This is a genomic window from Streptomyces sp. NPDC048142 (assembly GCF_043202835.1).
Taxonomy (GTDB): Bacteria; Actinomycetota; Actinomycetes; order Streptomycetales; family Streptomycetaceae; genus Streptomyces.
The window spans coordinates 176582-200319 of the sequence record NZ_JBIDBC010000013.1 but is presented as its reverse complement, the minus strand read 5'-3'; the positions used below and the strand labels follow the sequence as shown (position 1 = coordinate 200319).

Sequence of the window (23738 nt, the reverse complement as noted above, 5' to 3'; positions counted from 1 at the left end):
AAACCACCCCCGGGTCCGTCCCCTTTTCCGCCCCCCCGGCCCCCCGGGTGGCGCCCGTGTACCCCTTTTCCTGGTGTTGGGCCCCGGCGGGTCCGGGGGGGGCCCCCCGGGCCGGGGGGGCCGGGGGCCCACGACAACCGTACGGGCGGGGGCTCAACGGCCCTGGAAGGACTTCACGTTGTCGCCGAAGGTCCAGCCCCTGGAGCCGTCCCAGTTCAGGGACCAGGTCATCAGCCCCTTGAGGGAGCCGCTGTAGTGGTTCCATGCCTGCGCGACCAGTCCGGTGGACATGTGGCCGCCGCCCGCTCCGACCTGGGCGGGCAGGCCCGGGACCTGCTTGTCGTAGGGCACCGTGATGGTGGTGCCCTGGATGACGAGCCCGCGGTCGAGGCAGTCGGTCTGGGCGATGAATCCGGCGACGGTGCCGGCGGAGTAGGAGTCGCCGGAGCAGCCGTACATGCTGCCGTTGTAGTACTGCATGTTCAGCCACCACAGGCGGCCGTTGTCGGCGTACTTCTTGATGATGGGCAGGTACGAGCCCCAGATCGAACCGTAGGCGACGCTGCCGCCGGTGACGTACGCCGTCTCGGGGGCCATGGTGAGACCGAAGTTCGACGGCATCGCGGCGAGGACGCCGTCGATGATGCGGATGAGGTTGGCCTGGGAGGCGGAGAGTTCGTTGATGTTGCCGGTGCTGATGAGGCCGGTCTCGATATCGATGTCGATGCCGTCGAAGTTGTACTTCTTCAGGATCGGGACGATCGTCTCGACGAACCGGTCGGCCACCGCACTGGAGCTGAGGTCGATCCCGGCCGTGGCGCCCCCGATCGACATGAGGATGGTGCTGCCGGAGGCCTTGGCCTCGCACATCTCGGCGGGGGTGGCGACCTTGACGGTGTTGTCCATGCCGTCCTCCCAGAGGACGGTGCCGTCGGAACGGATGACGGGGAAGGCGGCGTTGATGACGTTGTAGCCGTGCCGTGTGATGCGGGAGTCGGTGATCGGGATCCAGCCGAGCGGCGGGTGTACTCCGTTGGCCGCGCCGTCCCAGTTCTCCCAGTACCCCTGGAGCACCTTGCCGGTGGGCTTCGACTTGACCGCGCAGGTCTCCTCGGCCGCCGCGCTGCTCGTCTCCGCCGCCTGCGGCGGAGCGGCCGCGGCCAGCATCGGTACGACGAGCGCCGCCGCAAGGCCGAGGCCCAGCAGTCGTGAGGTACGACCCATGATCCGTACGTCCTTCCAGCCCGGGTCCACCGCCGCCGGTACGAAAGGTTCGCCCCGACCCGCCCTGTGTCGTGACCCTGCCAAACCGTAGAATGGTCCAGACCTTCGGTCAAGAGGTCTGGACCGGACTGCCCGTCAGGAGCGGTGGCGGCGGGGCGTGGAGCGGCTCTTCGAGGGCCCTCGCCCGCTTCGCTCCCCGGACCGGGTCCGGGAGTTCCCGTACAATATGACCGCCCTACGCCCCTGTTAGGCCCCCTGAAAGGGTTGCAGCACCGCTTGAGATGCGATAGGTCGACCATAGCCGCGAGCCGCGAGCCGCGAGCCGCGAGCCGCGAGCCGCGAGCCGCGAGCCGCGAGCCGCGAGCCGCGCTGGGGCGGTGTGCCCGTAGCCTCTCGGGGTGGCCATGCACGCTAGCCAGCCCCTCCGCGTCCCCGTCGGCAGCGACGCCGGGCGGTGGAGCACCTTCCACGGTGAGAAGACCCTGGTCGTAGCGGCCCGTACGGTGACCTCGACCGTACGGGTCCTCGAATGCCTGCCCGCCCTCCTGCGCGGGGACGCACGGGTGACGGTCGTCTTCGCCCACGACCCCACCTCCGCCTTCCACGACGGGGTGCTGGATCTGCTGCACGACACGGGCTGCCGGGTCATCCCCTGGGAGCAGGTGAGCCACGCGGACCCCGATCTGATCCTCACCGCCAGCGAGAACATCGACGTCCCCGACGGACACTGCCCCGTGCTGGTACTGCCTCACGGCATCGGCTTCCAGAAGCAGGTCCCCGACGCCCGCGCCCCGGGCGACCGGCTGTCGGGGGTCGTGCCGGACAGCCTGCTGGAATCCGGCAGGGCCTGGCTGGCCATTTCGCATCCGGGGCAGGAGGAACAGCTGCTCTCCTCGCATCCGAAGGCGGCCGGGCGCACGCTGCTCGTGGGCGACCCGTGCTACGACGAACTACTGGTCAGCGCGGACCGGGCGGGCGCCTTCCGCCGGGCGCTCGGCGTGCCCGGCACGCACCGTCTGGTGGTGCTCAGCTCCACCTGGGGGCCCACTTCCCTGTTCGGGCAGGACCCCGGACTGGCGGCCCGTGTTCTCGCCGCCCTGCCCTACGACGAGTTCCGGGTGGCGGCGATCGTCCACCCCAACGTCTGGTCGGGGCACGGTTCCTGGCAGATCCGCAATCTCCTGGCACCGGCCCTGGAAGCGGGCCTGATGCTGATTCCCCACATCCACGCGTGGCGGTCGGCGCTGGTCGCGGCGGACGTGGTCGTGGGCGACCACGGGTCGGTGACCCTGTACGGCGCGGCGCTCGGCAAACCGGTTCTGCTGGGGGCCTTCGGGAGCGAGTCCGTGCCCGGCACCGCGATGGCCGCACTCGGCCGGGCCGCGCCCCGCCTCGATGCCCACGACGACGTGCACGGACAGATCGTCTCCGCCCTCGCCGAGCAGCGGCCGGAGCGCTTCGCCACCGTCGCCGAGGGCGCCTTCCACCAGCCGGGCCTGGCGCTGCCCCGGCTGCGTACCGCGCTCTACGACCTCCTCGGCCTTTCCCAGCCGGTGTCCGCCGCCCCGCCGGAGTGGTTCCTGGCCGAGCCCGTCGAGACGGGCGCGAAGGCCACCGCCTGGACGGTCACCACGACCGGGCTGCCGAAGGACGGGCCGGACGCCGTCACCGTACGCAGACAGCCCGCGGCGGTGTGGCGGGAGGCGGACGACCCGGGCGAGGACGAGACGGCCGGGCGCTTTCGCCATCTCGCCTGTGACGAGCGGGAGCCGGACCGGCGGTTGCTGGAGAGCGCCTCGGTGCTGCTGTGCGGTGCCCCCGTCCGTTCCGCGGCGGCGGGCGTCCGGTGGATCGGGGAGACCCTGGACCGCCTTCCGGGCTGCCGGCTGGCGGCTGGCGGCGGCCTCGCTGGCCGGCGGCGGCGCTCTGGTGGGGCTGCGGGACGGGCGGACCGTGGAGGCCGCCATGACCGGGCCGGCGCGGGATCCCGCTCTGCCCGCGGCGGCCGTCTACGCGCTGCTGCGGGCCGCCGCTCCGTTGGACGACACCATGGTGACCGTGCGGGTCGGCGGGCGTGCCGAGGACGTGGCGCTCCGGCTGCGTTCACCCCGGCGCGGCGGCCCGTCCGGCTGAGCGCGCCACTCCCCCGTCACCCCGCCGGCTCTCCTCCCACCAGCCGGTCCCGCAGCTCCTGCGCGCGCGGGCTGCCGCCGGCCTCGTAGATCTCCAGGGCACGTTCCAGACGGGCGCGCACCTCGCGGGGGTCGCCCTGCGAGCGCTCCTGGATGTCGGCGAGTGCGACGAGTGCCTGCGCCTCGTAGTGGGTGGCCTTCTCCTCGCGGAGGATCACGGCCGCTTCGCCCAGCGCCCGTACCGCCTCGTCGGTCTCTTCCAGGTGGTCGTGGGCGATGCCGATGGCTGCCTGCGCACGGGCCGCCATCCGGGGGTCCTCGCACGCGATGAGCTCGTCGTGGGCGCCGCGCAGGGTGTGCAGGGCCTCGCGGGGGTGCCCGGCCGCGTCCTGGGCGCGGCCGAGGAAGTAGGCCGCTATGGCGGCGCCGCGGCCCTCGTTCGCGGCCGTGTTGAGGTCGAGGGCGTTGCGGTAGGCCTCCATGGCCCGCGCGGGGTCGGTGCGGTCCCAGTACCGTCCGGAGAACTCCTGCACGGAGGCTCGGACGACCGGATGGTCCGCCACCTCGGCGCAGGCCTGGGCGGTGTCCAGCTCGCGCCGGGCGGCCCCGTACTCGCCCAGGTCCATCAGCGGGCGCGACAACAGGCTGCGCAGTCGTGCCTCGGCGGCCGGGGCCATGGCCTCCGCGGCGGCCGCCGCGCCGAGTTCGAGCGACTCCCGCCAGTCGCCGAGGTGCCGGTGGTGGAGGAACAGGACCGTGAACGCCTCCGCGAGCTGCCAGACCTCGGTGTGCAGCGTCTCCTCGCGCGCGGCGGCCCGCAGCACGCCGAGGATGTTGCGGTGCTCGGCCTCCAGCCAGTCCACGGGCCGGGGCGCGCCCGGCGCGGCGAAGGGGTCGCGGACGCCGGAGAGCCACGGGCCGAGGTCGGCGATGCGCAACCGGTCCAGCCGGACGGCCCGGTCGGCGAGTGCGGTGAGGGCCAGGTAGTGCAGCGTCACCCGCCGGACGAGCGCGGTCCGCCCGTCCGGTGCCTCCTCGTCCGTCGCGCGTTCGCCCGCGTGCAGCCGTACGAGGCCGTGGAAGCGGAAACGCCCGTCCGGCGTCTCCTCCAGGAGGCTGGCGCGGGTCAGGGCTTCCAGCGCGTCCGCGGTACGTTCCGGGTCCAGGTCCGCCGCCACCGCGGCGACGCCGGCGTCGAAGGTGGCTCCCGGGTACCAGCCCATCAGGCGGTAGAGCCGGGCCGGCTCCGGGGCGAGTTCACGGTAGGCGAGGTCGAACGCGGCGGCCACGGACCGCTCCTTTCCCAGGGACATTCCTGCCAGTCGGCGCGGTTCGTCGGCCAGCTCCGCCGCGAGCGCCGCCAGGGTGAGCGAGACCTTGGCCGCGAGCCGGGCGGCGACCACGTGCAGCGCCACCGGCAGTCCGTCGCAGAGCTCCACCAGGCGTTGTGCCGAGGCCGGGTCGGCGGCGACCCGCTCCGCGCCGCACCGGTCGGCGAGCACTTCCAGGGCGCTGTCCCGGTCGAGGGGCTCCACCGCCATCAGCTTCGCCCCGTCGGCGGCGAGTTCTCCGAGCCCGCTGCCGCCGGCCACCACCAGGAAGCTGCCCTTCCCCTTCGGGATCAGCGCGGCGGCCTGGCCGGGTTGGGAGACGTTGTCCAGGAAGACCAGCAGACGTCTGCCCGCGGACCGGCTCCGCAGGCGCTGGATCCGTTCCGCGAAGGTGGCCGGGATGTAGGCGTCGTCGATGCCCAGGGATCGCAGGCAGCACCGGGCCGCCTCCGAGACGTCCCCGCCCGCCGATTCTCCCCGCAGGGTCGCGAAGTCCACATAGATCTGTCCGTCCGGGAACCGTCTCCGGCCCCGCTCGGACCAGCGGGAGACCAGCGCGGTCTTGCCCACGCCGGGCGGTCCGTGCAGCGCGGCGAAGCCGACGCTCGCGCGGTTGTCCTCGTCGTCCTCGTGCTCCCCGTTCCCGTCCCCGTCGCCGTCGCGCGCCCCGGGGGCCAGCCAGCCGTCGAGGGTGGCGAGGCCTTCGGCGCGGTTGATCAGCCGCACGGTCAGTGGCGGGATCTCGTCGGGTGTGACGTGCGTTCCGACCGGCGGCGCCGGCTCGACCCGGAACGTGATGCCGCCGTGGATCGTGCCGGCCTGCACGACCGGGCCGTTGACGATGCCCGACAGATCGTTCCGTGCGGCCGTGCGATCGGGTCCGCCCGCGCCCTCGGCCGTCACGCCGTGCCCGGCCGCTGCTGCGGGGTGTCCGTCGCCCGGCTGTTGAACGTCAGGCCGGTGAACGTCTGCCCCTGGATCACCGGGCCGTGCTGGGTGCCTCCGCCGATGGTGTTGGTGACGGACACCGCGGGACCGGCCGGCCGCTGAGGCGCCAGTTCGTCGAGCAGGCCCCTCAGCTCGTCGGCCGCCTCCGGGTCGGCGCGCAGGGCCCGGCGGAGCCTGGTACGCCACTCCGCCTCGATGTCCGCGGCCGTCTCCTCGTCGGCGTCGGCGCGGGCGGCCGTCAGCTCGGCGCGGGACTCCTCCAGCTCGGCGTCGACCGCCTCGGTGTCCTCACCGCGCGCCAGGATCCGGGCCACCCGCCCGCGCACCTGCGTCCAGGCCTCCGTCGCCATCAGCCCCACGAAGGTCGTCGCACCCGATGCCGCCAGTGCCGTCAACTCGGCTTCCACCGAACCCCCTCTGCCTCACCTGTCGCGTCGTACGGGCGCACAACCCGTCGCTGGTGCAACCGTAGAGAGCGGACAGCCCCTTCGGAAGCGGAATCGGGGGTGCGGCGCGGAGCAGTTCCGGCGATGTCGGGGGCCGTCCGCGCCCGGCACGGCCTCCCGCGTGACTGCGGGCGCACCGGAGGACGTGATGGTGGATGATGGGCGGGGGCCGCGACACGAAGGTGTTCCGCCGGTACCGCCGGCCGGCGCTCCCGGGAAGGGCGTTCGCCATGTCCGCGACCGGAGTGAAGACAACGCTCGCAGCGCTGTTCACCGCGCTCGTGCTGGCCGTGGCCCCGGGATGCGCGGGCGGGGACGGTTCGTCGCCCTCGCCCCGCGACAGCTCTCCCTCCGGTGCGGGCGGGGCCGCCGACGTACTCGCCGTGAAGATCGACAATGTGGCGCCCGCACGCCCCCACACCGGTCTCGAACAGGCCGACATCGTCTACGTCGAGCAGGTGGAGGCCGGTCTGAGCCGGATCCTCGCCGTCTACTCCTCCGATCTGCCGCCGGTCATCGGCCCGGTGCGCAGCGCGCGGGAGACCGATCTGGAGCTGCTGCGGCAGTTCGACCGGCCGACGCTGGCCTTCTCCGGGGCCCAGAGCAGGCTGCTGCCGGTCATCGACCGCGCGCCGCTCGACGCCGTACCGCCCTCGAAGGCGCCGCGGGCGTACTTCCGGGCGCCGGACCGGGCGGCGCCGCACAATCTCTACCTGCGGCCGGAGCGGATCCCGTTCACGGCATCCGGGGTGAACGCCGTCGAGGAGCTGGGGCTCAAGGCCGGCGCGCCGCCGCCCGGCGGGGAGCCGGAGGACAGCCGTACGGTTCGCTATCCGTCCGCGTCGGTGACGTTCACCTGGTCCGCCGAACACGAGCGGTGGCTCGTCTCCCTGGACGGCTCCCCCGCCCGCACGGCCGAGGGCGGGCGGCTCGGGGCCGGTACGGTCCTCGTCCAGGACGTGACCGTACGGCCGTCGGACCTCCGCGACCGGTCCGGGAGCATCAGCCCGTTCACCGAGACCGTGGGGGCGGGAAGCGCGGTGGTCCTGCGGGACGGCCGGGCGTACGAGGCCAGGTGGGCGCGGGCCTCGGCCGACGCGGACACGGTGTTCAGCACCCCTGACGGACGGCGCGTCGATCTCGCCGACGGACCGCTCTGGATCCTGTACGCGCCGCGCGGGGCCGTGGAGACCGAGTCCGCCGGGTAAGGGTTGGCCGGCGTCGCCCGGGGTCACGCCGGGTAGGGACTGGCCGGCGTCACCCGCGGGTCACCACGCTCCCTGGTGCGTGCCGCGAGCCGGGTCGCGGCGGAGGGTCCGGTCTGTCCGGCGCCCAGGGCGGTCAGGAGTGGGACAGCAGGGCCCCGCCCGCGTACCGCGCCGAATCACCCAACTCTTCCTCGATCCTGATGAGTTGGTTGTACTTCGCCGTGCGGTCGGAGCGGGACAGCGAGCCGGTCTTGATCTGGCCGCAGCCCGTCGCCACCGCCAGGTCCGCGATGGTGGTGTCCTCGGTCTCACCGGAGCGGTGGGACATCACGGCACTCCAGCCGGCACGGCGCGCGGTGGCGACGGTGGCGAGGGCTTCGGTCAGGGTGCCGATCTGGTTGACCTTCACCAGGACCGAATTGCCGACGCCGGTGCGGATGCCCTCACGCACCTGCTTCTCGTCGGTGCAGAACACGTCGTCGCCGGTGAGCTGGCAGCGGTGGCCGACACGGGCGGTGAGCTCGCGCCAGCCGTCCATGTCGTCCTCGGCCATCGGGTCCTCGATGGAGACGATCGGATACGCGTCGATCAACTTGGCCAGGTAGTCCGTCTGTTCGGAGGGCGTGCGGCGTACGCCCTCGCCCGCGTACACGTATGCGCCGTCGCGGAAGAACTCCGACGACGCGGGGTCCATGATCAGGCCGATGTCCGTGCCGGGGCGGTACCCGGTGCGCTCGACGGCGCTCATGACGAAGTCGAGCGCCTCCTCCGCGGTGCGCAGCGCGGGCGCGAAGCCGCCCTCGTCGCCGACGCCGGTGGCATGTCCGGCGGCGAGCAGGTCGCGTCGCAGGGTGTGGAAGATCTCGGAGCCCATGCGGACGGCTTCCGCGAAGGTCTCCGCACCCACCGGCGCGATCATGAACTCCTGGAAGTCCAGCGGATTGTCGGCGTGCGCTCCGCCGTTGATGATGTTCATCATCGGCAGCGGGAGAAGGCGTGCGTCGGCCCCGCCGAGGTAGCGGTAGAGCGGCTGGCGGTGGGCCGCCGCGGCGGCCTTCGCGGCGGCGAGGGATACGCCGAGGATCGCGTTCGCACCGAGCCGGGACTTGCCCGGCGTGCCGTCGAGCGCGACGAGTGCGGCGTCCAGGCCCGCCTGGTCGTCCGCGTCGCGGCCGACGACCGCGGCCGCGATCTCCCCGTTGACGTGGGCGACCGCACGGTCGACTCCCTTGCCGTGCCACTGCCCGGCGTCCCCGTCGCGCAGCTCCACGGCCTCCCGGGCACCGGTGGAGGCGCCGGACGGGACCGCCGCGCGGCCGAGGGAGCCGTCGGCGAGGCGGACGTCGGCCTCGACGGTGGGGTTGCCCCGGCTGTCGAGGATCCGGCGGGCGGTGACGGACTGGATGACGGTGGGCTCAACTGCCTTGCTGGCCATGCGAGGTCCTTCCGAAGTCACATGCCGCGGCGCTCTTGCGACAACGCCGGCGCGAGCCGCGACACCCGCAACTCTACAGCAGACCTGTTCAGATTTGCTGTTCAGGCTGACTGTTCAGCTTGGCTGCTTAACTCAGCTGTTCAGGTCCGCTGCCCAGCCCCGCTGCCCAGTCCCGCTGTTCAGTTTCGCTGCGCAGGCCACCTGGCGGAATCACTCACGATCCCGGGTTAAAGTGCCCTATGCCCACCCCGGAGCCCGCCAACGTCGCCGCCGATCTGCGCATCGCCATGGGCAAACTCGCGCGCCGCGTGAAGCAGGAGGACCGGATCCCGCACGGCCAGGTCGCCGTGCTGGGCGTCCTCGACCGGGATGGGGCCATGACCACCAGCGACCTGGCGGCGGACCAGCGCGTGCGCCCCCAGTCGATGGCCCGCGCGGTCGGGCTCCTCATGGACCAGGGCCTCGTCGTCCGCCGGGCCCACCCGACCGACGGCCGTAAGTCCCTCGTCGACCTCTCCGAGGTGGGGCGGGCCGCGCTCGAGGCGGAGCGCGACCGCCGGGCCGACTGGCTCGCCCGAGCCATCGACCTCGAACTCAGCGCAGAGGAGCAGAGGTTGCTCGCGCGCAGTGCCGACCTGATGGAACGGCTCGCCGCGTACTGAAATCCGCGTTCCGCGGTCACGGGGGCGTACGGGTGCGGTCAGCCGGCCGACTCCGCCGGCGACGCCAGCGACTTGGGGCGCAGGTCGGTCCAGTGCGCCTCGACGTACTCCAGGCACGCTTCCCGGGTGTTCTCGTCGAACGCGACCGTCCATCCGCCGGGAACCTCGGAGAAGGAGGGCCAGAGCGAGTGCTGCCCTTCGTCGTTCACCAGGACCAGGAAGCGTCCTTCGGGGTCGTCGAAAGGGTTCGTGCTCATGGGTTCGCGCCTCCATGGGTGGGGTCGGCCTGCCGAGGGGCGGCGGTCCTCGCGGGGATCGCCAACTGCCGTTCAGAACCATTAGGTTAGGCTCCCCTAATGCAGGGCGAGCTTAGCCGCTCCCCTTCCCCTCTCACAAGGAGACGTTCATGCGTCCGGTGACCGAACGGGCATGCAGCGCGGGCGGGACGACAGCTCCTCCGGACACGTCCTCCCGGACCGCGAACGGCCGCCCGGCCCACCGCGCATGACCGCCCCCCACCGCGGCCGGATCGCCGACGACGAGAGCCCCTTCGCCGCCTTCGGGCTGCCTGGCCGCCCCGGCACCGACGCGTTCTGGGCGGCGGCACGGACGCCCGCCCCGATTCCCGCCGACGACGGCTGGCGGACCCTCTTCCTGTGGCGCGGCGCCGAGGCCGTGCTCGACTTCGAGAGCTGGTCGCCGCCCGTCCCGTTGCGCCGCTGGGAGGGTACGGACTGCTGGTTCGCCGATGTGTCCATGCCCGCCCGGCTGCGGGTGACCTACCGCCTCCTCGTCGGGGACGCGGCCCATGCCGATCCGTTCAACCCGGTCGGCGCGGGCGGTGACCGTTCCATCGCCGCGACGCCGGACGCCCCGGCGCAGCCGCACTGGCCCGCCCTCGGCCCGGACGACGTGCTGCCCCTCCCCCGCGCCCGGATCCGCTGGAGCAGCGACCGGCTCGGGGGGCGGCGTACCGTGCGGGTCCACCCGGTGGGCGGCGGCGGTCCGGTGGTGCTGCTGCTCGACGGGGACGACTGGCTGTATCTGCACCCGGCCATGACCGCCTTCGACGCCGCTTTCGCCGCGGGTGACCTGCCGCCGGTCACCCTCGTCTTCCTCCCGGCCAAGGACCGGGAGGCCGAGTTCGGCTGCCGCCCCGGGCTGTGGGAGGCGGTCCGTGACGAACTGCTGCCGCTGGTGGCCGAGTGCGGGGTGCCGGCCGATCCGGACCGGCTGGTGGTCGCCGGGCAGAGCCTGGGCGGGCTCAGCGCGCTGTACGCGGCGCTGGAGTTCCCGGAGCTGGTCTCCCGTATCGCCTGCCAGTCGGGGTCCTTCTGGTGGGCGCCCGGCGCGGAGGCGCTGCCGGATCCGCTGGGCGGGCCGGTCGGCGGCGCGATCGCCGAGCGGCTGCGCCGGGGCGCCGACCTGTCGCGGTTGCGGTGCGCGTTCGACGTGGGGGAGCACGAGCGCCCGATGCTGCCCCACTGCGAGCTGGCCGAGACGCTGACCGAACAGGCCGGCGCCACGGTGCGGGTGTCGCGTTCGGCGGCGGGGCACGACCGGGCGGGCTGGCGGCACGCCCTGCTCAGGGACGTCGCCTGGGCGCTCGGCTGAGGCGACCCCGGGCAGGGTCCGTACCGGCTCCTCCCGGGACGTACACGGACCTGCTCCGGGAGCCGCCCGGCGGTTCACCTGGCCACGGCCAGGCAGTAGGCCTCGTCGCCGGCGAGCAGGTTGCGGTGGGTGTCCTCGGCGGTGATGACGCCCCCGTCCAGGACGAGCACCCGGTCCGCCGCGTCCAGCAGCGCCGGACTGCTGGTCATCACGAGCGTGGTGCGGCCGCGCCGCAGCTTCGCGACGTTGCGCGCGATGAGCTGTTCGGTGACCGCGTCGACGGCCGTCGTCGGATCGTGCAGCACCAGCACCTCGGTGTCGGCGGCCAGCGCACGGGCCAGGGAGAGCCGTTGGCGCTGGCCGCCGGAGAGGTTCGCGCCCCGGTCGCGGACCGCGTGGTCGAGCCCCTCGCGGTGGAGGGCGACGACGTCGGTGAGCATGGACGCCTCCACGGCCTCCGCGATCGACCGGCCGGTGCCCGACGGGTCGATGTTCGTCCGGAGGGTGCCGGCGAAGATCTCCCCGTCGTACGGGTTCACCAGCAGGTGTTCGCGGACCGCCTCGATCGACAGGTCGCCGATCTCCCGGCCGCCGACCCGCACCACCCCCCCGTACGTGTGGGGGGCGACGTTCACCGCGAGGACGGCGGCGAGTTCGGCCGCCGCGCGCGGCTGGTAGGCGGCGATCGCCACGAACTCACCGGCCGCGACCGAGAACTTGACCCCCTGGAGCGTCCCGTGGTGCACGCCGTCGACCTCCAGGTTCCCGCCGGGCTCCGGGCGCTCGGGCCCCGGTGTCGTCACGGGTGGCGCGGTCAGCACCAGAGCCATCCGCTCCGCCGAAGCGCGGGCCATCATCACGTACTTGGGCATCTCGGAGAACATCTTGAGCGGTTCCATGATGAACTGCGCGAGGCCCACGGCCATGACGAGTTCGCCGATGGTGATCCGGCCCTCGAATGCCAGCCGGCCGGCCGTCAGGGAGACCGCCGCGGCGAGGACCGCGTTGAGGGCCAGCGCGGTGCCCGCGTACGTGCCGTTCACCCGGGCGACGGTGATCGCCTGGCGCTTCGCGTCCGTGCTGACCTTGCGGTAGGCCCCGAAGGCGGCGTGGTTGCCGCCGAAGCCGTGCAGCGGGCGCAGCCCGATGATCAGGTCGGCGACCTTGGCGCCCGCCCTGGCCACCCGGGCCTGCTGTTCCTGCGTACTGGCCCCGATGCGCCTGGACATCACGGCGAGGACCGACAGGATCGCGACGGTCCCCACGATCACCAGCAGACCGAGCCGGAGGTCGGCGAGGCTCAGCGCGACCGCCGCGACGGTCACCGCGACCAGTGAGCTGATCAGCAGCGGCACCACCTCGACGATGTCGGCGGTCTGGTCGGCGTCCTCGGTGGCGATGGTCAGGATCTCGCCGGACTTGAGGTCCACGTCCCTGGCCACCGGCTGGAGCCCGCAGGCCGCCACCTGGACCCGCCAGCGGTGTGCCTCGGTGGTGTTGGCCTTCTGCAGCACGCGCATGCCGAACCGCCACGACAGGGACACCGTCGTGATGATCACGGCCAGCGAGCCGATCGAGACGCCGAGCGAGCCGAGGCTGCGGTCCTGCATCGTGTGCTCGACGATCAGTCCGAGCGCGATGGGGAACGCGGTCTCCGCCGCCTGGTAGAGGCCCATGAGGACGGTGCCCGCGACCATGGCGCCGATGTTGCGGCGCAGTGCCGTCCGCAGGATGGCGGCCCCCGGGCGGGGCCGCTCGGTGTCAGGAGTCTTCATCAGGGTCAGGAGTTCTCATCAAGGTGGCGGGCCATCGCTTCCGGGGTTCGCAGGGTGAACAGATCGCGGATGGTGATCACAGGACCGTACTCGCGGCGGAGCAGCCCGATCAGCCGCACCGCCAGCATGGAGTGCCCGCCGAGGGACACGAAGTCGCTGACCGCGCTGACCTCGTCGTCGTCGAGGTCGAGTGCCTCGGCGAAGAACTCACAGACCACGGTCTCGGTCTCGGTCTCCGGGCCGCGCTCGCCCGCCGTGGTCAGCGCGCCGAGCGGCCTGGCCTCGGGCAGCGCCTTGGTGTCGGCCTTCCCGTTCACGGTCAGCGGGATGCCCTCGACCTGGGCGAAGTGCGTCGGGCGCAGGAAGTCCGGCAGCCCGGCGCCCACCTCGCCCGCGACCTGCGCGAGGTCGGCGGAGGCCGCCAGGACGAGATAGGCGGCCAGCCGGTACGCGCCGTCGACTCCCGGGTCGGGCTGGGCGACCGCGGCGACGAAGCGGACCGCCGGGTGGGCGGCGAAGGCGGCCTCGACCTCGCCGGGTTCGACCCGGTGGCCGCGGATCTTGACCTGCTGGTCGGTGCGGCCCAGATAGGCGATGTTCCCGTCGGGCCGGCGGATCACCAGGTCTCCGGTGCGGTACATGCGCTCCCCCGGTACGCCGAAGGGGCAGGCGACGAAGCGGTGCGCGGTCTGGGCGCTCTGGCCCAGGTAGCCGCGGGCGATGCCGACGCCCGCCACGTACAGCTCGCCGGGGACCCCGTCGGGCAGCGGGCGCAGCCACGGGTCCAGGACGTACACCTCGGTGTTGTCGATCGCCACGCCGACGACCGGGTCCTGGCACTCGAAGGTGCCGACGCCGAGGGTGTTGATGGTGTACTCGGTGGGCCCGTACAGGTTGTAGCCGACGGTGCCCTCGGTCTCGGCGAGCCGCTGCCACAGCGCCGGGGTGACGGCCTCGCCGCCCAGCAGCACCAGTGCGGGCCGTCGTTCGGGGTCCTTCAGCAGTCCTTCGGCCACCAACTGCTGGGCGTAGGTGGGCGTCACGTTGACGACGTCGATGCGGTGCTCGGCGCAGTACTCGGCCAGCCGGGGTGCGTCGCGGCGCAACTCCTCGTCACAGATGTGGACTTCGTGGCCGTCGGCGAGCCACAGCAGCTCCTCCCACGACATGTCGAACGCGAAGGACACTGTGTGCGCGATCCGGAAGACCCGGTGGTCGTGCTCGGCGAGGACCGGCTCGAAGATGCGGCGCTGATGGTTGATCAGCATGTTGGTGAGCCCGGCGTATTCGGTCACCACGCCCTTGGGCTTCCCGGTCGATCCGGAGGTGTAGATCGTGTACGCGGGGTGGCGCAGCCGGCCCGGGTCCTTTGGCGCGAACGTCGTGTACGGGTCCGCGTCCGGCAACGGGCGGTCCAGTTCGATGAGTTCGCCGCTCAGCCGGGGTGCCACCGTACTCACGGTGAGGATCACCTCGGGCCGGGCGTCCTCGACGATCGCCCTGATCCGCTCGTCGGGGTGGTCCAGCTCCAGCGGCACGTAGGCGGCGCCGACGCGCAGCACCGCGAGCAGCGCGGCGATCCAGTCGGGGGAGCGCGGGATCGCCAGGCCCACGGTCGTCTCGGGTCCGATGCCCCGTCCGGCGAGGACGCCCGCCACAGCCCGGCTGCGGTCCCGGAGTTCGGCGAAGGTCATGGTCGCGCCGTCGGCGACGAGGGCGACCCGCTCGGGATCGCGGTCGGCCGCGAGATCGAAGCGGTCGACGACGGTGTCCGTGCCGACCTCGGTGCGCCCGGCGGGTCCGGGGTACGGTCCCAGGCCGCGCAGCGCGCCCATCGGGCCGGTCGCCCTCGCCACGTCCTCCAGGACGCGCAGGTAGTCGTCGAGGAGAGCGCGGGCGCTGTCGGGGTCGCCGTGGCGGTGCTCCAGCTTGACCGTGAGCCGGTCGCCGGGCGTGACGACCCAGGTGTACGGGTAGTGGGTGGAGTCGTCGGCCTGCACGGAGGCGATGCCGTGGCGGGCGTTCATCTCGGCGAACGCGTCCAGGTCCAGGAAGTTCTGGAGCACGAACAGGTTGTCGAACAGGGTGTCGTGCCCGCTGGCCCGCTGGATCTCGCCGAGCCCCAGGTGCTCGTGCTCCATCGCCGCCACCCGTGCCGCCTGTACGGCCGACAGGTATGCCTCGACCGGCTCCTCCGGCCGGGCCCGCGTCCACATCGGCACGGTGTTGAGCAGGACGCCGACGATGTCGCCGTGCCCTTCGCCCTCGCGGCCCGAGACGGTGACGCCGAACACGGCGTCGCTGCGGCCCGTGCGGGCTCCGAGGAGGAGGCCGAAGGCGCCGGTCAGTACCGAGTTCAGTGTGACGCCCCGGTCCCGGGCCGTTTCGCGCAGCAGCTCGGAGAGGCCGGCGGACAGGGTGCGCACGAGCGGCTGCGGCAGCTCCTCGATGAGGTCCGGGGCCGGTCCGGCGAGCAGCGTGGGTCCCGGCAGGCCCGCCAGGTGTTCCGCCCAGAAGCGCTCCGACACGGCCGGATCCTTGGCGGCGAGGGTCGTGGCGTACTCCTCGAAGCCCGGCACGGCAGGAGTGGCGTCCCACGGCTCGCCCGCGACGACGGCCTCGTACGCGTCGAACAGGTCGCGCAGCAGGATCTCGCGGGACCAGCCGTCCCAGAGCAGCAGGTGGTAGCTGAGCAGCAGTCCGTCGCGGCCGTCGGGCCGCCGTACCACGGTCATCCGGACGAGCGGCGGCTCCCCCGGGTCGAAGCCGCGCTCGCGGTCCCGGGTGCGCAGGGCCTCGGCCTCGGCCTCCGTGGTCAGTGCGACGGTGTGGACGGGGACCCGCCGGCCCGCCTTGAGGACCTGGACCGGGTTTCCGTCGTCGTCGGTGGTGAAGCCCGCGCCGACGACGGGGTGGCGGGCGATGACGTACGCCATGGCCTCGGCCAGCGCTTCGGTGTCCAGGCGCCGGTCGAAGGTGAACCAGCTCTGCGCGACGTAGTGCCCGGCCGTGCCCGTGCCTGCCGTGCCCGTGCCTGCCATCTGGGCCTGGAAGTACAGGCCGCGCTGGAGCGGGGTGACCGGTGCCGTGCGCTCGGCCCTCGCGGACACGTCCCCGATCTGTTCCAGGGCGGCCAGCCAGTGTTCGGTGATCGCGTCGGGTATGCCCTCGGCGAGGGTGAAGGCCGCGTGGAGGGAGCCGGTGGCCTCGTCGGTCCAGGCGTTGACCTCGACGGCGTACGGGCTGCCGTCCCGGTCGCCGCCGGTGATCCGCAGGGCCTCCGATTCGCCGCCCCGGCCGAGGTAGTTGAACAGGACCTGCGGCCGGGCGGTCAGCATCGGGGCGGTCTGCGCGTTGAGGTACCTGAGCCGGCCGTAGGCGACGTGCCCGTCCTCGTCCGGCTGCCGTTCGGCGATCTCGCGCGCCGCGGCGACGGGGTCGGTGTGGGCGGTGAGGCGTACGGGGGCGATGGAGGTGAACCAGCCGACGGTACGGGAGTAGTCGTGGTGGTCCCGGGCCGGGATCCGGCCGTGCCGCTCCAGTTCGACGGCGAGGTCGGTGGGCGCGGGCTGGACCTGCGTCAGCGCGGTGCGCAGGGCGCCGCACAGCAGCTCGGTGAGGCCGAGGCCGAGTGCTCCGGGCGCACTGCGCGTCACCCGGTCGCTCGCCCCGGGCGGCAGCACGGCCGTCCGCTCGCGAAGGCCCTGGACCGTGGGCAGCAGGGGCGGGGCCTTCAGGGTGGTGATCCAGTGGCCGAGGTCCCCGGCCGACTCCGCCGACCGGACGGCCAGCGCTTCGGCGTACGCGGCGTAGGAGGTGGTCGGCGGTGGCAGGGCGGCCCCGCTCAGGGCGGCGGCCAGGTCGTCGAGGACGATCAGCCAGGACACCGCGTCCACGGCGAGGTGGTGGGCGGTGACGACGAGGGTGCGGCTCGCCGCGAGCCAGGAGAACGCGATGACGTCCCCGGCCCCGGGGTCGAGCCGTCCGGCGGCCTCGTTGGCGGCGGCCGTCGCGTCGGCCGTGCTCGTCGCTACGACGGCGGCCTCGCGGGCGGGTTCGGTGCGCAGGGCCCACACGCCGTGCTCGACGTGCAGCCGCAGGCGCAACGCGGGATGCGCGGCCACCACGGCGTTCGCCGCGCGCCGGACGTCGGCGAGGCCGGTGCCCTCGGCGACGGTCAGCGCCCTGGCCTGGGCGAACCGGGCCAGTGAGCCGCCCAGTTCGCGTTGGCGCAGGATGATCGGCGTGAGGGGCAGGGGGCCGTCCTCGCGGCGGGATGGCGTCGTCGGCGCGGGTTGCGGGGTGCGCGTCGAGAGGTGGCCGGCCAGCGCGCGCGGCGTCTTGAACAGGAACACGTCCCGGGGCGCGATCGGCAGGCCGAGCGCGCGGGCCCGGTTGATCACGGTGATCGCGACGATGCTGTCGCCCCCGGCGCCGAAGAAGTCGGTGTCGGCATCGACTGTCGCGCCGGGCAGGGCCTCCGTGAAGATGCCGATGAGAGCGGCAAGGGCGTCGGACCTGCCCGTGGCCGCCGGAGTGTCCCGCTGCGCGGCCCGCTCGGTCAGCGCCCTGCGGTCCAGTTTGCCGTTGACCGTCAGCGGCAGCGCGTCGACCGGCAGCACCCGGCCGGGCACCATGTGCACGGGGAGCTTGGCGGAGAGCAGGGCGGTGAGGTTGGCGGGCGGCTCGCCGACGACGTGGGCGACGAGGTGGTCGCCGCTGTCCGCCACGGTGACGGCCACATCGACGACACCGTTCACCTCCCTTATCGCGCCCTCGACTTCGCCCAGCTCGATGCGGAATCCCTTGAGCTGCACCTGGTCGTCCGCGCGGCCCTCGAACACCAGCTCGCCGTCGAGCGTGCGGCGGGCGAGGTCGCCCGTGTGGTACATCCGGGAGCCGTCGGCCGCGAACGGGTTCGCCACGAACCGTCCGGCGGTGAGCCCGGGGCGGCCGAGGTAGCCGAGGGACACCTGGTCGCCCGCGACGTAGATGGCGCCCACCCGGCCGGGCGGCACCGGCCGCAGCCGGTCGTCGAGCAGATAGGTGGTCAGGCCGGGGATCGGGCGGCCGATGGGGCCGGCGTCGCCGACGCGGGCGAAGTCCTCCTCCCTCAGCACCCGGTGGGTCACGTGGACGGTGGTCTCGGTGATGCCGTACATGTTGACCAGCTCGGGCGCGGTGCTGCCGTGCCGCTCGACCCAGCCGCGCAGCCGTCCGAGGTCGAGGGCCTCGCCGCCGAAGATGACGCGGCGCAGTGCTCCGACCGGTTCGCCGGTGCGCAGGTCGGCCTCGATGAACTGGTAGAAGGCGGACGGGGTCTGGTTGAGGACGGTCACGCCGCGTTCCCGGACCAGCCGGTGGAAGTCGACCGGCGAGCGGGTCAGCCCGTATTCCGGCACGAGCAGTTCGCCGCCGTGCGCGAGCGCGCCCCACAGCTCCCAGACGGCGAAGTCGAAGGAGAAGGAGTGGAACTGGACCCATACGTCGTCGGGGCCGAACTCCATGTCCGGCCGGGTGTTGGCGAGGAGCGTCGTCACGGCGGAGTGCGGGACGACGACGCCCTTGGGCCGGCCGGTCGAGCCGGAGGTGTGGATGACGTACGCGGGGTCCCCCGGGCGGACGTCGGGGAGGTCGGTGGCCTGCGGGTGCGGGTCGCCCTGGACGAGGACGCGGGCCGGCACGCCCGCCCGGTCCAGCAGCCGGGTGAAGCGGTCCCGTTGCTCCCGTTCCACGAGGACGACCTGCGGGGCGGCGTCGGCGAGGATGTACTCCAGCCGTTCGTCCGGATACGCCAGGTCCAGCGGTACGTACGCGCCCCCGGCGGTGACGACGGCGACCAGGGCGACGACCTGTTCCAGAGAGCGGGGGACGGCGACGGCGACCCGCTGTCCGGGCCCGACCCCGGCGGCGCGCAGCACGGCCGCCAGCGCGCGCTTCTCGGCGGCCAGTTCGCCGTACGTGAGGGAGCGGGCGCCGCCGTCCAGCGCGCACTGGGTGACGGCGGTGGCCGCCGGGTCGCGGTGTGCGGCGGCGTCGAACAGCTCGCCGAGGGTCGACGGGGCCACCTGTGCCGGGGCGCTGCCGGTCGCGGGGACCAGCTCGTCGACCGGGGCATGAGGGCGGCCGAGGAGCTCGGTGAGGGTCCTGGTGAAGGTGTGCAGGATCGCCTCGGCGCTCGCGGGGCGCAGGAGTTCACCGTCGTAGATCAGGTTGAAGCGCGGGCGGCCGTCCTTGGTGCGCTCGACCACGAGCGTCAACGGGTAGTGCGGGGCACCCTCGTTGACGATGTCGGTGATGACGAGGGTGTCGTCCGGCCGGCGCAGGGCGTCCACGTCGGTGGCGACGTCGAACACCACCAGAGTGTCGAAGAGGGTGCCCGTGCCGTGCTGCCGGCCGATGCGTGCCAATGAGACGTGCTGGTGCGCCAGCACCGTGCCCTGGTGCCGCTTCACAGCGTCGAGCAGCCCGCCGGCGGCCCCTTCCGGGGACCAACGGGCGCGTACCGGGATGGTGTTGATGAAGAGGCCCACCATGTCGCGGATGCCGGGAACCTCCGCGTCGCGTCCGGAGACGGTGGACCCGAAGACGACGTCCCTGCTGTGCAGGAGGCCGCCCAGGGTGGCCGCCCACGCGCTGTGCACGGCCACGCTCAAGGACACGCCGGCCGAGCGTGCGGCCACGTCGATGTCGTCGGCGGGCCCGACCGCGATGTCCGCGAACCGCTCGGAGGGGGTGTGGCCCTCGGCGACCAGCGAGGGGCCGGGCAGCCCGGCGAGTTCCTCGCGCCACACCCGGTCGCTCTCGTCCTGGTCCCTTCCGGCGAGCCAGTCCACGTAGTCGCGGTAGCCGCCGAGCGGGTACACGGATCCCGGCGTGTGGTATTCGGTCAGCAGCGTGCGGAGCATCGGCGGCACCGACCAGCCGTCCGCGATGATGTGGTGCACGGTCTGCACCAGGACGGAGCGGCCCGAGCCGGCGCGGATGAGCGTGTAGCGCATCAGGGGCCCGGTGGCGAGGTCGAACCCGGCCCGGCGGTCCCGCTCGGCGAGGTCGCGGATCTCCTGGTCGGTGAGGCCGGGGCGCTCCAGCGTGGTGAAGGGCGCGTTCTTGCCGCTCTCGACGACGGAGACGACTCGTCCGTCCGCGAGGGCCGTGAACCGGGCGGCGAGGTTGGGGTAGAGCGTGAGCAGCCGGGTGGCCGCGGCCGCCAGCCGGTCGGCGTCCACCTCGCCGTCCAGGGTCAGGAGCTGCTGCTCGACATAGCTGCCCGTGGCGTCGTCGTCGAAGACCGAGTGGAAGTAGAGGCCCTCCTGCAAGGGGGTGAGCGGCAGGATGTCGTGCAGCGCCGGTCCGTCCAGGGCGTCGACGTCGGCCTGGGTCAGCGGCACGAGCGGGAAGTCGCTGGGCGTGTGGCCGCCCTCTTCGAGCGCGGCGAGTGCGGTGAGGGCCGAGCTGAAGTGATCGCCGAGGGTGGTGATGTCCTCCTCGGTGAACACGCCCTCGGGCCAGGAGATGGTGGTGACCAGTTCGTACGCGCCGCTCGCGTCGGGTTCGGCGATGGCGTTGAACTCCAGGGCGCGCGGCAGCCGCATCCGGGGGTCACGCTTCTCACCCAACTGCCCTGTCGTTCCCGCGAGCTGCCAGTCTCCCTCGCCGCCCGCGTCGAAGCGGCCCAGGTAGTTGAAGAGCACCTGCGGAGCGGGCCCGGCCGGCCCGTCGCCGCTCAGGTAGCGCAGGGCGCCGTAGGAGAGACCGTTGCCCGGTACGCGGGCGAGGTCCTCCTTGACCGCCTTGAGGGCGGCGGCGAGCGAGCCGGGCGCGGTGGGGTCGGCCGCCGACCCGGGGTCCACGGTCACCGGGAAGAGGGTGGTGAACCAGCCGACCGTACGGGAGAGTTCGGGTTCGAATCCGGCCGCGCCCGCGACGAAGCGTCCCTCGCGGCCGTGTCCCTCCAGTTCGATGTGGGCGAACGTCTGGTCCTGTCCCCGGTCGCGGCGCCACCGGGCGAGGGCGACGGCGAGGGCGGTCAACAGGACGCCGTTGACGCCCGCGTGGAACTTCGCGGGGATCTCACCGAGCAGTGCGGCCGTGGTTACGGGTCCGACGGAGATGGTCCGGGTCCGCTCCCGTGCCACGGTGTCGGCCTCGGTGAGGGCGCGCCGGCCGATCGGCGCGTCGGCGGCGGGCAGCGGCGTCGCGTAGTGCGTACGGTCCGTGTCGAACGGCGTACGGCCCAGCAGTTGGGTCCAGCGCCTGAACGACGTGCCCACCGGGGGCAGGTCGACGGGTGCGCCCGAGGAGTGCTGACGCCAGGCCGTGGCCAGGTCGTCCGTCAGGATGCGCCAGGAAACGCCGTCGATCACCATGTGGTGGGCGACCAGGACCAGTTGCCGTGCCGCGCGGCGCCAGACGGCCCGTAGCATGACGCCGTCGTCCGGGTCGAGCGCGTCGGTGGCGAGGGCGACGCACTCGGCCGGCGGGGCGTCGCTCTCCTCCCAGCAGGGGGCGGTCGGCCGGGCCGGGGGGATGTCGAAGCCCCAGCGCTCGCCGCGTACCAGCCTGGCGCGGAGCATGTCGTGCCGGTCGAGCACGGCGGCGAGGATGTCGTCGAGGGCGTCGGAGGTCAGCTCCGCCGGGGTGGTGAGGACGACCGACTGCACGAAGCCGTCGATCGCGTCCGTGGTCTCGCCGAGCCACTGCACGATGGGCGACCCGACGACGGAGCCGACGGCGACGTCGCCGTGGTCCACGGCGGCGACGGACTCCCGGCTCGCCACGGCCGCCAGGGCGCCCACGACGGTGTTGGTGAAGATCTGGCGTGCGCTCACATGGAGGCCGACCTCGCGCAGGGCGCTGAGCAGGGAGATCGCCAGGATGCTGTCCCCGCCGAGCTGGAAGAAGTCCTGGTCCACGCCGACGTCGTCCAGCCGCAGGACCGCCGCGACGGCCTCGCACACCAGGCGCTCGTTCTCGGTGGCGGGCGCCACGACGGCTCCGGCGTCCACGGAGGGTTCCGGGAGCGCGTTGCGGTCGACCTTGCCGTTCGCGGTGAGCGGGAACTCCGTCAGCACGACGAGGTGGGCGGGCACCATGTACTCGACCATGTGGGCCGCGGCCCACGCCTTGACCTCGTCCGCGCTCAGGTCCCGGTCGCCGCCGGACGGGATGACGTAGCCGACCAGGTAGGTGCCGCCGGCGGTGTTCGTCTTCGCGACGACGCAGGTGTGCCGTACGCCGGGGTGCTCGGCGAGCCCGGCCTCGACGTCCTCGATCTCCAGCCGCATGCCGCGGATCTTGATCTGGTTGTCGGCGCGGCCGAGGAAGTCCAGCGATCCGTCCGGGGCGTACCGCGCGAGGTCGCCGGTGCGGTACAGCCTGGATCCGTCCGAGGCGAAGGGGTTGGCCACGAAGCGGGAGGCGGTGAGGCCGGGAGCGCCCACGTATCCGCGTCCCAGGAGGAGTCCTCCGGCGTACAGTTCGCCGCCGACGCCGACCGGGACGGGGCGCAGTTCGTCGTCGAGGACGTAGAGCTGGGTGTTGGGGTTGGCCCTGCCGATCGAGGTCGACAGGCGTTCGGCGGCGCCGCGGTAGATGACGTGGGAGACGCCGATGGTCGTCTCGGCGGGGCCGTAGCCGTGGTACAGCGGGATGTCCAGGCGGGCGCGGAACCGTTCGTACAGCTCCGGGGTGAGGACCTCGCCGCCGCACCAGACGTGCCGCAGGCTGTCGAGGCGGCCGGAGTCGCCGGCGATCTCCAGGAGTACGTCCAGCATGGACGACACCAGGTAGGTGAAGGTGACGCGCTGCTCGGCGATGACGCCGAGCAGGTGGTGCGGGTCGCGTTCGCCGCCGGGCCGCAGGATCACGAGCCGGCCGCCGGTGACGAGCGGCAGGAAGATCTCGTTGATGGAGATGTCGAAGGAGAGCGGGGCCTTGAAGAGCGAGGCGTCGTCGTGGCCGAAGTGGAGGATCTCGCCGGACTGCCACAGCAGGCGCTCGCTGATCGCCTCGTGCCGGATCATGGCTCCCTTGGGCCGTCCGGTCGAGCCGGACGTGAAGATCACGTAGGCCAGGGAGGCGCCGGGGACGGTCGCGTCGGGCGCGTCCACCGGGTGGGCCGCGTACTTCCAGTCGCCGAGGTCGACGGCGACGGCGTCCGGTTCCCCGGCGTCGGCCTTGCCGGTGGCGTTGAGCTGCAGCACGGCCCCGGCGTCCTCGACGACGACGGCCCGGCGGGCGGCGGGCCACAGCGGGTCGAGGGGGACGAACGCGCCCCCGGCCCGGAGCACGGCGAGGAGGCCGATGACCATCTCGGCGGAGCGGCCGAGCGAGATGCCGACGATCTGTTCGGGACGCAGCCCGCGTTCGGTGAGGTGGTGGGCCAACTGGGCGGAGAGCCGGTCCGTTTCGCGGTACGTGAGTGAGCGGTGCTCGTCGACGATCGCGACGGCGTCCGGCCGCAGGCGCGCCTGCTCGCGGAACATCTCCATGATGGCCGGGCGGTCCCGGTCGGCCCGGGTGTCGTTCCACCGGGCCAGCTCCTTCGCCCTCGCCCGGGGGCCGGACGGGCCTATGGTGCCGACGGGCCGGTCCGGGAAGTCGGCCAGGTCGTCCAGCGCCCGCTGCGCGTCGGCATGGTCGACGCCGGGCGGCACGGTGATGTGGAGGCTTTCCGCGTCGGTCTCCCATCCTCCGGCCCCGCCCGTGCCGTTGTGGACCCATCCGAGGAGGTCGGGGAAGGGCGTGGCGGGGGTGAGGTCCATGCCGTCCGGGCCGGTGCCGGTCGCCCAGTAGGCGAGGCCGGCGGCGCACGCCTCGACGACGGTCCGGTCGCTGTAGTCGCCGATCCGTCGGCGTACGGCGGCCAGCCGGGTGGGGGAAAGCAGTACGCGCGTAGCGCTCGGTTCCGTCATCGACGTCCCAGCATCCTTCCGGGGTATGCGAGTTGACCTGGCCCGGG

At 73.1% G+C, this 23738-nt stretch carries 11 protein-coding genes; 4 read left to right on the top strand and 7 right to left on the bottom strand.

The window, feature by feature from the left end; genetic code table 11:
- Positions 1 to 153 precede the first annotated feature (153 nt).
- Positions 154 to 1224, bottom strand: a complete 1071-nt coding sequence (locus ACGF2Y_RS19115) for a chitinase (RefSeq protein WP_392948624.1) — start codon at positions 1222 to 1224, stop codon at positions 154 to 156.
- Positions 1225 to 1622: 398 nt separating this feature from the next.
- Here ACGF2Y_RS19115 and ACGF2Y_RS19110 point away from each other — a divergent pair, with 398 nt between their 5' ends.
- Positions 1623 to 3446, top strand: a complete 1824-nt coding sequence (locus tag ACGF2Y_RS19110) for a hypothetical protein (RefSeq protein ID WP_392948622.1) — start codon at positions 1623 to 1625, stop codon at positions 3444 to 3446.
- Here the strand turns inward: ACGF2Y_RS19110 and ACGF2Y_RS19105 are convergent.
- Together ACGF2Y_RS19105 and ACGF2Y_RS19100 are read right to left on the bottom strand one after the other, a co-directional pair.
- On the bottom strand, positions 3374 to 5590 hold the full coding sequence (locus ACGF2Y_RS19105; protein WP_392948619.1) for an NB-ARC domain-containing protein: 2217 nt from the start codon (positions 5588 to 5590) through the stop codon (positions 3374 to 3376). The genes ACGF2Y_RS19110 and ACGF2Y_RS19105 overlap by 73 nt on opposite strands.
- Positions 5587 to 6042 carry a hypothetical protein gene (locus ACGF2Y_RS19100; RefSeq protein WP_392948616.1) on the bottom strand — a complete coding sequence of 152 codons (456 nt, stop codon included), beginning with the start codon at positions 6040 to 6042 and terminating at the stop codon, positions 5587 to 5589. Before ACGF2Y_RS19100 ends, ACGF2Y_RS19105 begins: the two co-directional genes overlap by 4 nt.
- Positions 6043 to 6311: 269 nt before the next feature.
- On the opposite strand from ACGF2Y_RS19100, the gene ACGF2Y_RS19095 reads away from it, so the two are divergent.
- The gene (locus ACGF2Y_RS19095) at positions 6312 to 7289 is read left to right on the top strand and encodes a DUF3048 domain-containing protein (RefSeq protein ID WP_392948613.1); all 978 of its coding nucleotides are present in this window, start codon (positions 6312 to 6314) and stop codon (positions 7287 to 7289) included.
- A 133-nt stretch (positions 7290 to 7422) separates the two neighbouring features.
- Here the strand turns inward: ACGF2Y_RS19095 and eno are convergent, their stop codons facing one another.
- A complete protein-coding gene (eno, locus tag ACGF2Y_RS19090; RefSeq protein WP_392948611.1) occupies positions 7423 to 8724 on the bottom strand; it encodes a phosphopyruvate hydratase in 1302 nt (433 codons plus the stop codon).
- A 239-nt stretch (positions 8725 to 8963) separates the two neighbouring features.
- On the opposite strand from eno, the gene ACGF2Y_RS19085 reads away from it, so the two are divergent.
- Complete coding sequence (locus ACGF2Y_RS19085; RefSeq protein ID WP_392948609.1) at positions 8964 to 9386, top strand: MarR family winged helix-turn-helix transcriptional regulator; 423 nt, start codon at positions 8964 to 8966, stop codon at positions 9384 to 9386.
- Positions 9387 to 9424: 38 nt separating this feature from the next.
- Here ACGF2Y_RS19085 and ACGF2Y_RS19080 read toward each other — a convergent pair whose 3' ends face one another.
- A complete protein-coding gene (locus tag ACGF2Y_RS19080) occupies positions 9425 to 9643 on the bottom strand; it encodes an MbtH family protein (RefSeq protein WP_392948606.1) in 219 nt (72 codons plus the stop codon).
- Positions 9644 to 9890: 247 nt separating this feature from the next.
- Here ACGF2Y_RS19080 and ACGF2Y_RS19075 point away from each other — a divergent pair, with 247 nt between their 5' ends.
- Positions 9891 to 11000: an alpha/beta hydrolase-fold protein gene (locus tag ACGF2Y_RS19075; protein WP_392948604.1), complete on the top strand. Its 1110-nt coding sequence runs from the start codon at positions 9891 to 9893 to the stop codon at positions 10998 to 11000.
- A gap of 74 nt (positions 11001 to 11074) precedes the next feature.
- Here ACGF2Y_RS19075 and ACGF2Y_RS19070 read toward each other — a convergent pair whose 3' ends face one another.
- Both ACGF2Y_RS19070 and ACGF2Y_RS19065 read right to left on the bottom strand, forming a co-directional pair.
- Complete coding sequence (locus ACGF2Y_RS19070) at positions 11075 to 12775, bottom strand: ABC transporter ATP-binding protein (protein ID WP_392948601.1); 1701 nt, start codon at positions 12773 to 12775, stop codon at positions 11075 to 11077.
- Between the two features lie 5 nt (positions 12776 to 12780).
- Positions 12781 to 23691, bottom strand: a complete 10911-nt coding sequence (locus ACGF2Y_RS19065) for an amino acid adenylation domain-containing protein (protein WP_392948599.1) — start codon at positions 23689 to 23691, stop codon at positions 12781 to 12783.
- Positions 23692 to 23738 lie beyond the last annotated feature (47 nt).

Excerpts from the sequence above, each read along its gene's own strand:
- ACGF2Y_RS19115 (WP_392948624.1), bottom strand. The coding sequence starts at position 1,224 with ATGGGTCGTACCTCACGACTGCTGGGCCTCGGCCTTGCGGCGGCGCTC.
- ACGF2Y_RS19095 (WP_392948613.1), top strand. The coding sequence starts at position 6,312 with ATGTCCGCGACCGGAGTGAAGACAACGCTCGCAGCGCTGTTCACCGCG.
- eno (WP_392948611.1), bottom strand. The coding sequence starts at position 8,724 with ATGGCCAGCAAGGCAGTTGAGCCCACCGTCATCCAGTCCGTCACCGCC.
- ACGF2Y_RS19085 (WP_392948609.1), top strand. The coding sequence starts at position 8,964 with ATGCCCACCCCGGAGCCCGCCAACGTCGCCGCCGATCTGCGCATCGCC.
- ACGF2Y_RS19080 (WP_392948606.1), bottom strand. The coding sequence starts at position 9,643 with ATGAGCACGAACCCTTTCGACGACCCCGAAGGACGCTTCCTGGTCCTG.
- ACGF2Y_RS19075 (WP_392948604.1), top strand. The coding sequence starts at position 9,891 with ATGACCGCCCCCCACCGCGGCCGGATCGCCGACGACGAGAGCCCCTTC.
- ACGF2Y_RS19070 (WP_392948601.1), bottom strand. The coding sequence starts at position 12,775 with ATGAAGACTCCTGACACCGAGCGGCCCCGCCCGGGGGCCGCCATCCTG.
- ACGF2Y_RS19065 (WP_392948599.1), bottom strand. The coding sequence starts at position 23,691 with ATGACGGAACCGAGCGCTACGCGCGTACTGCTTTCCCCCACCCGGCTG.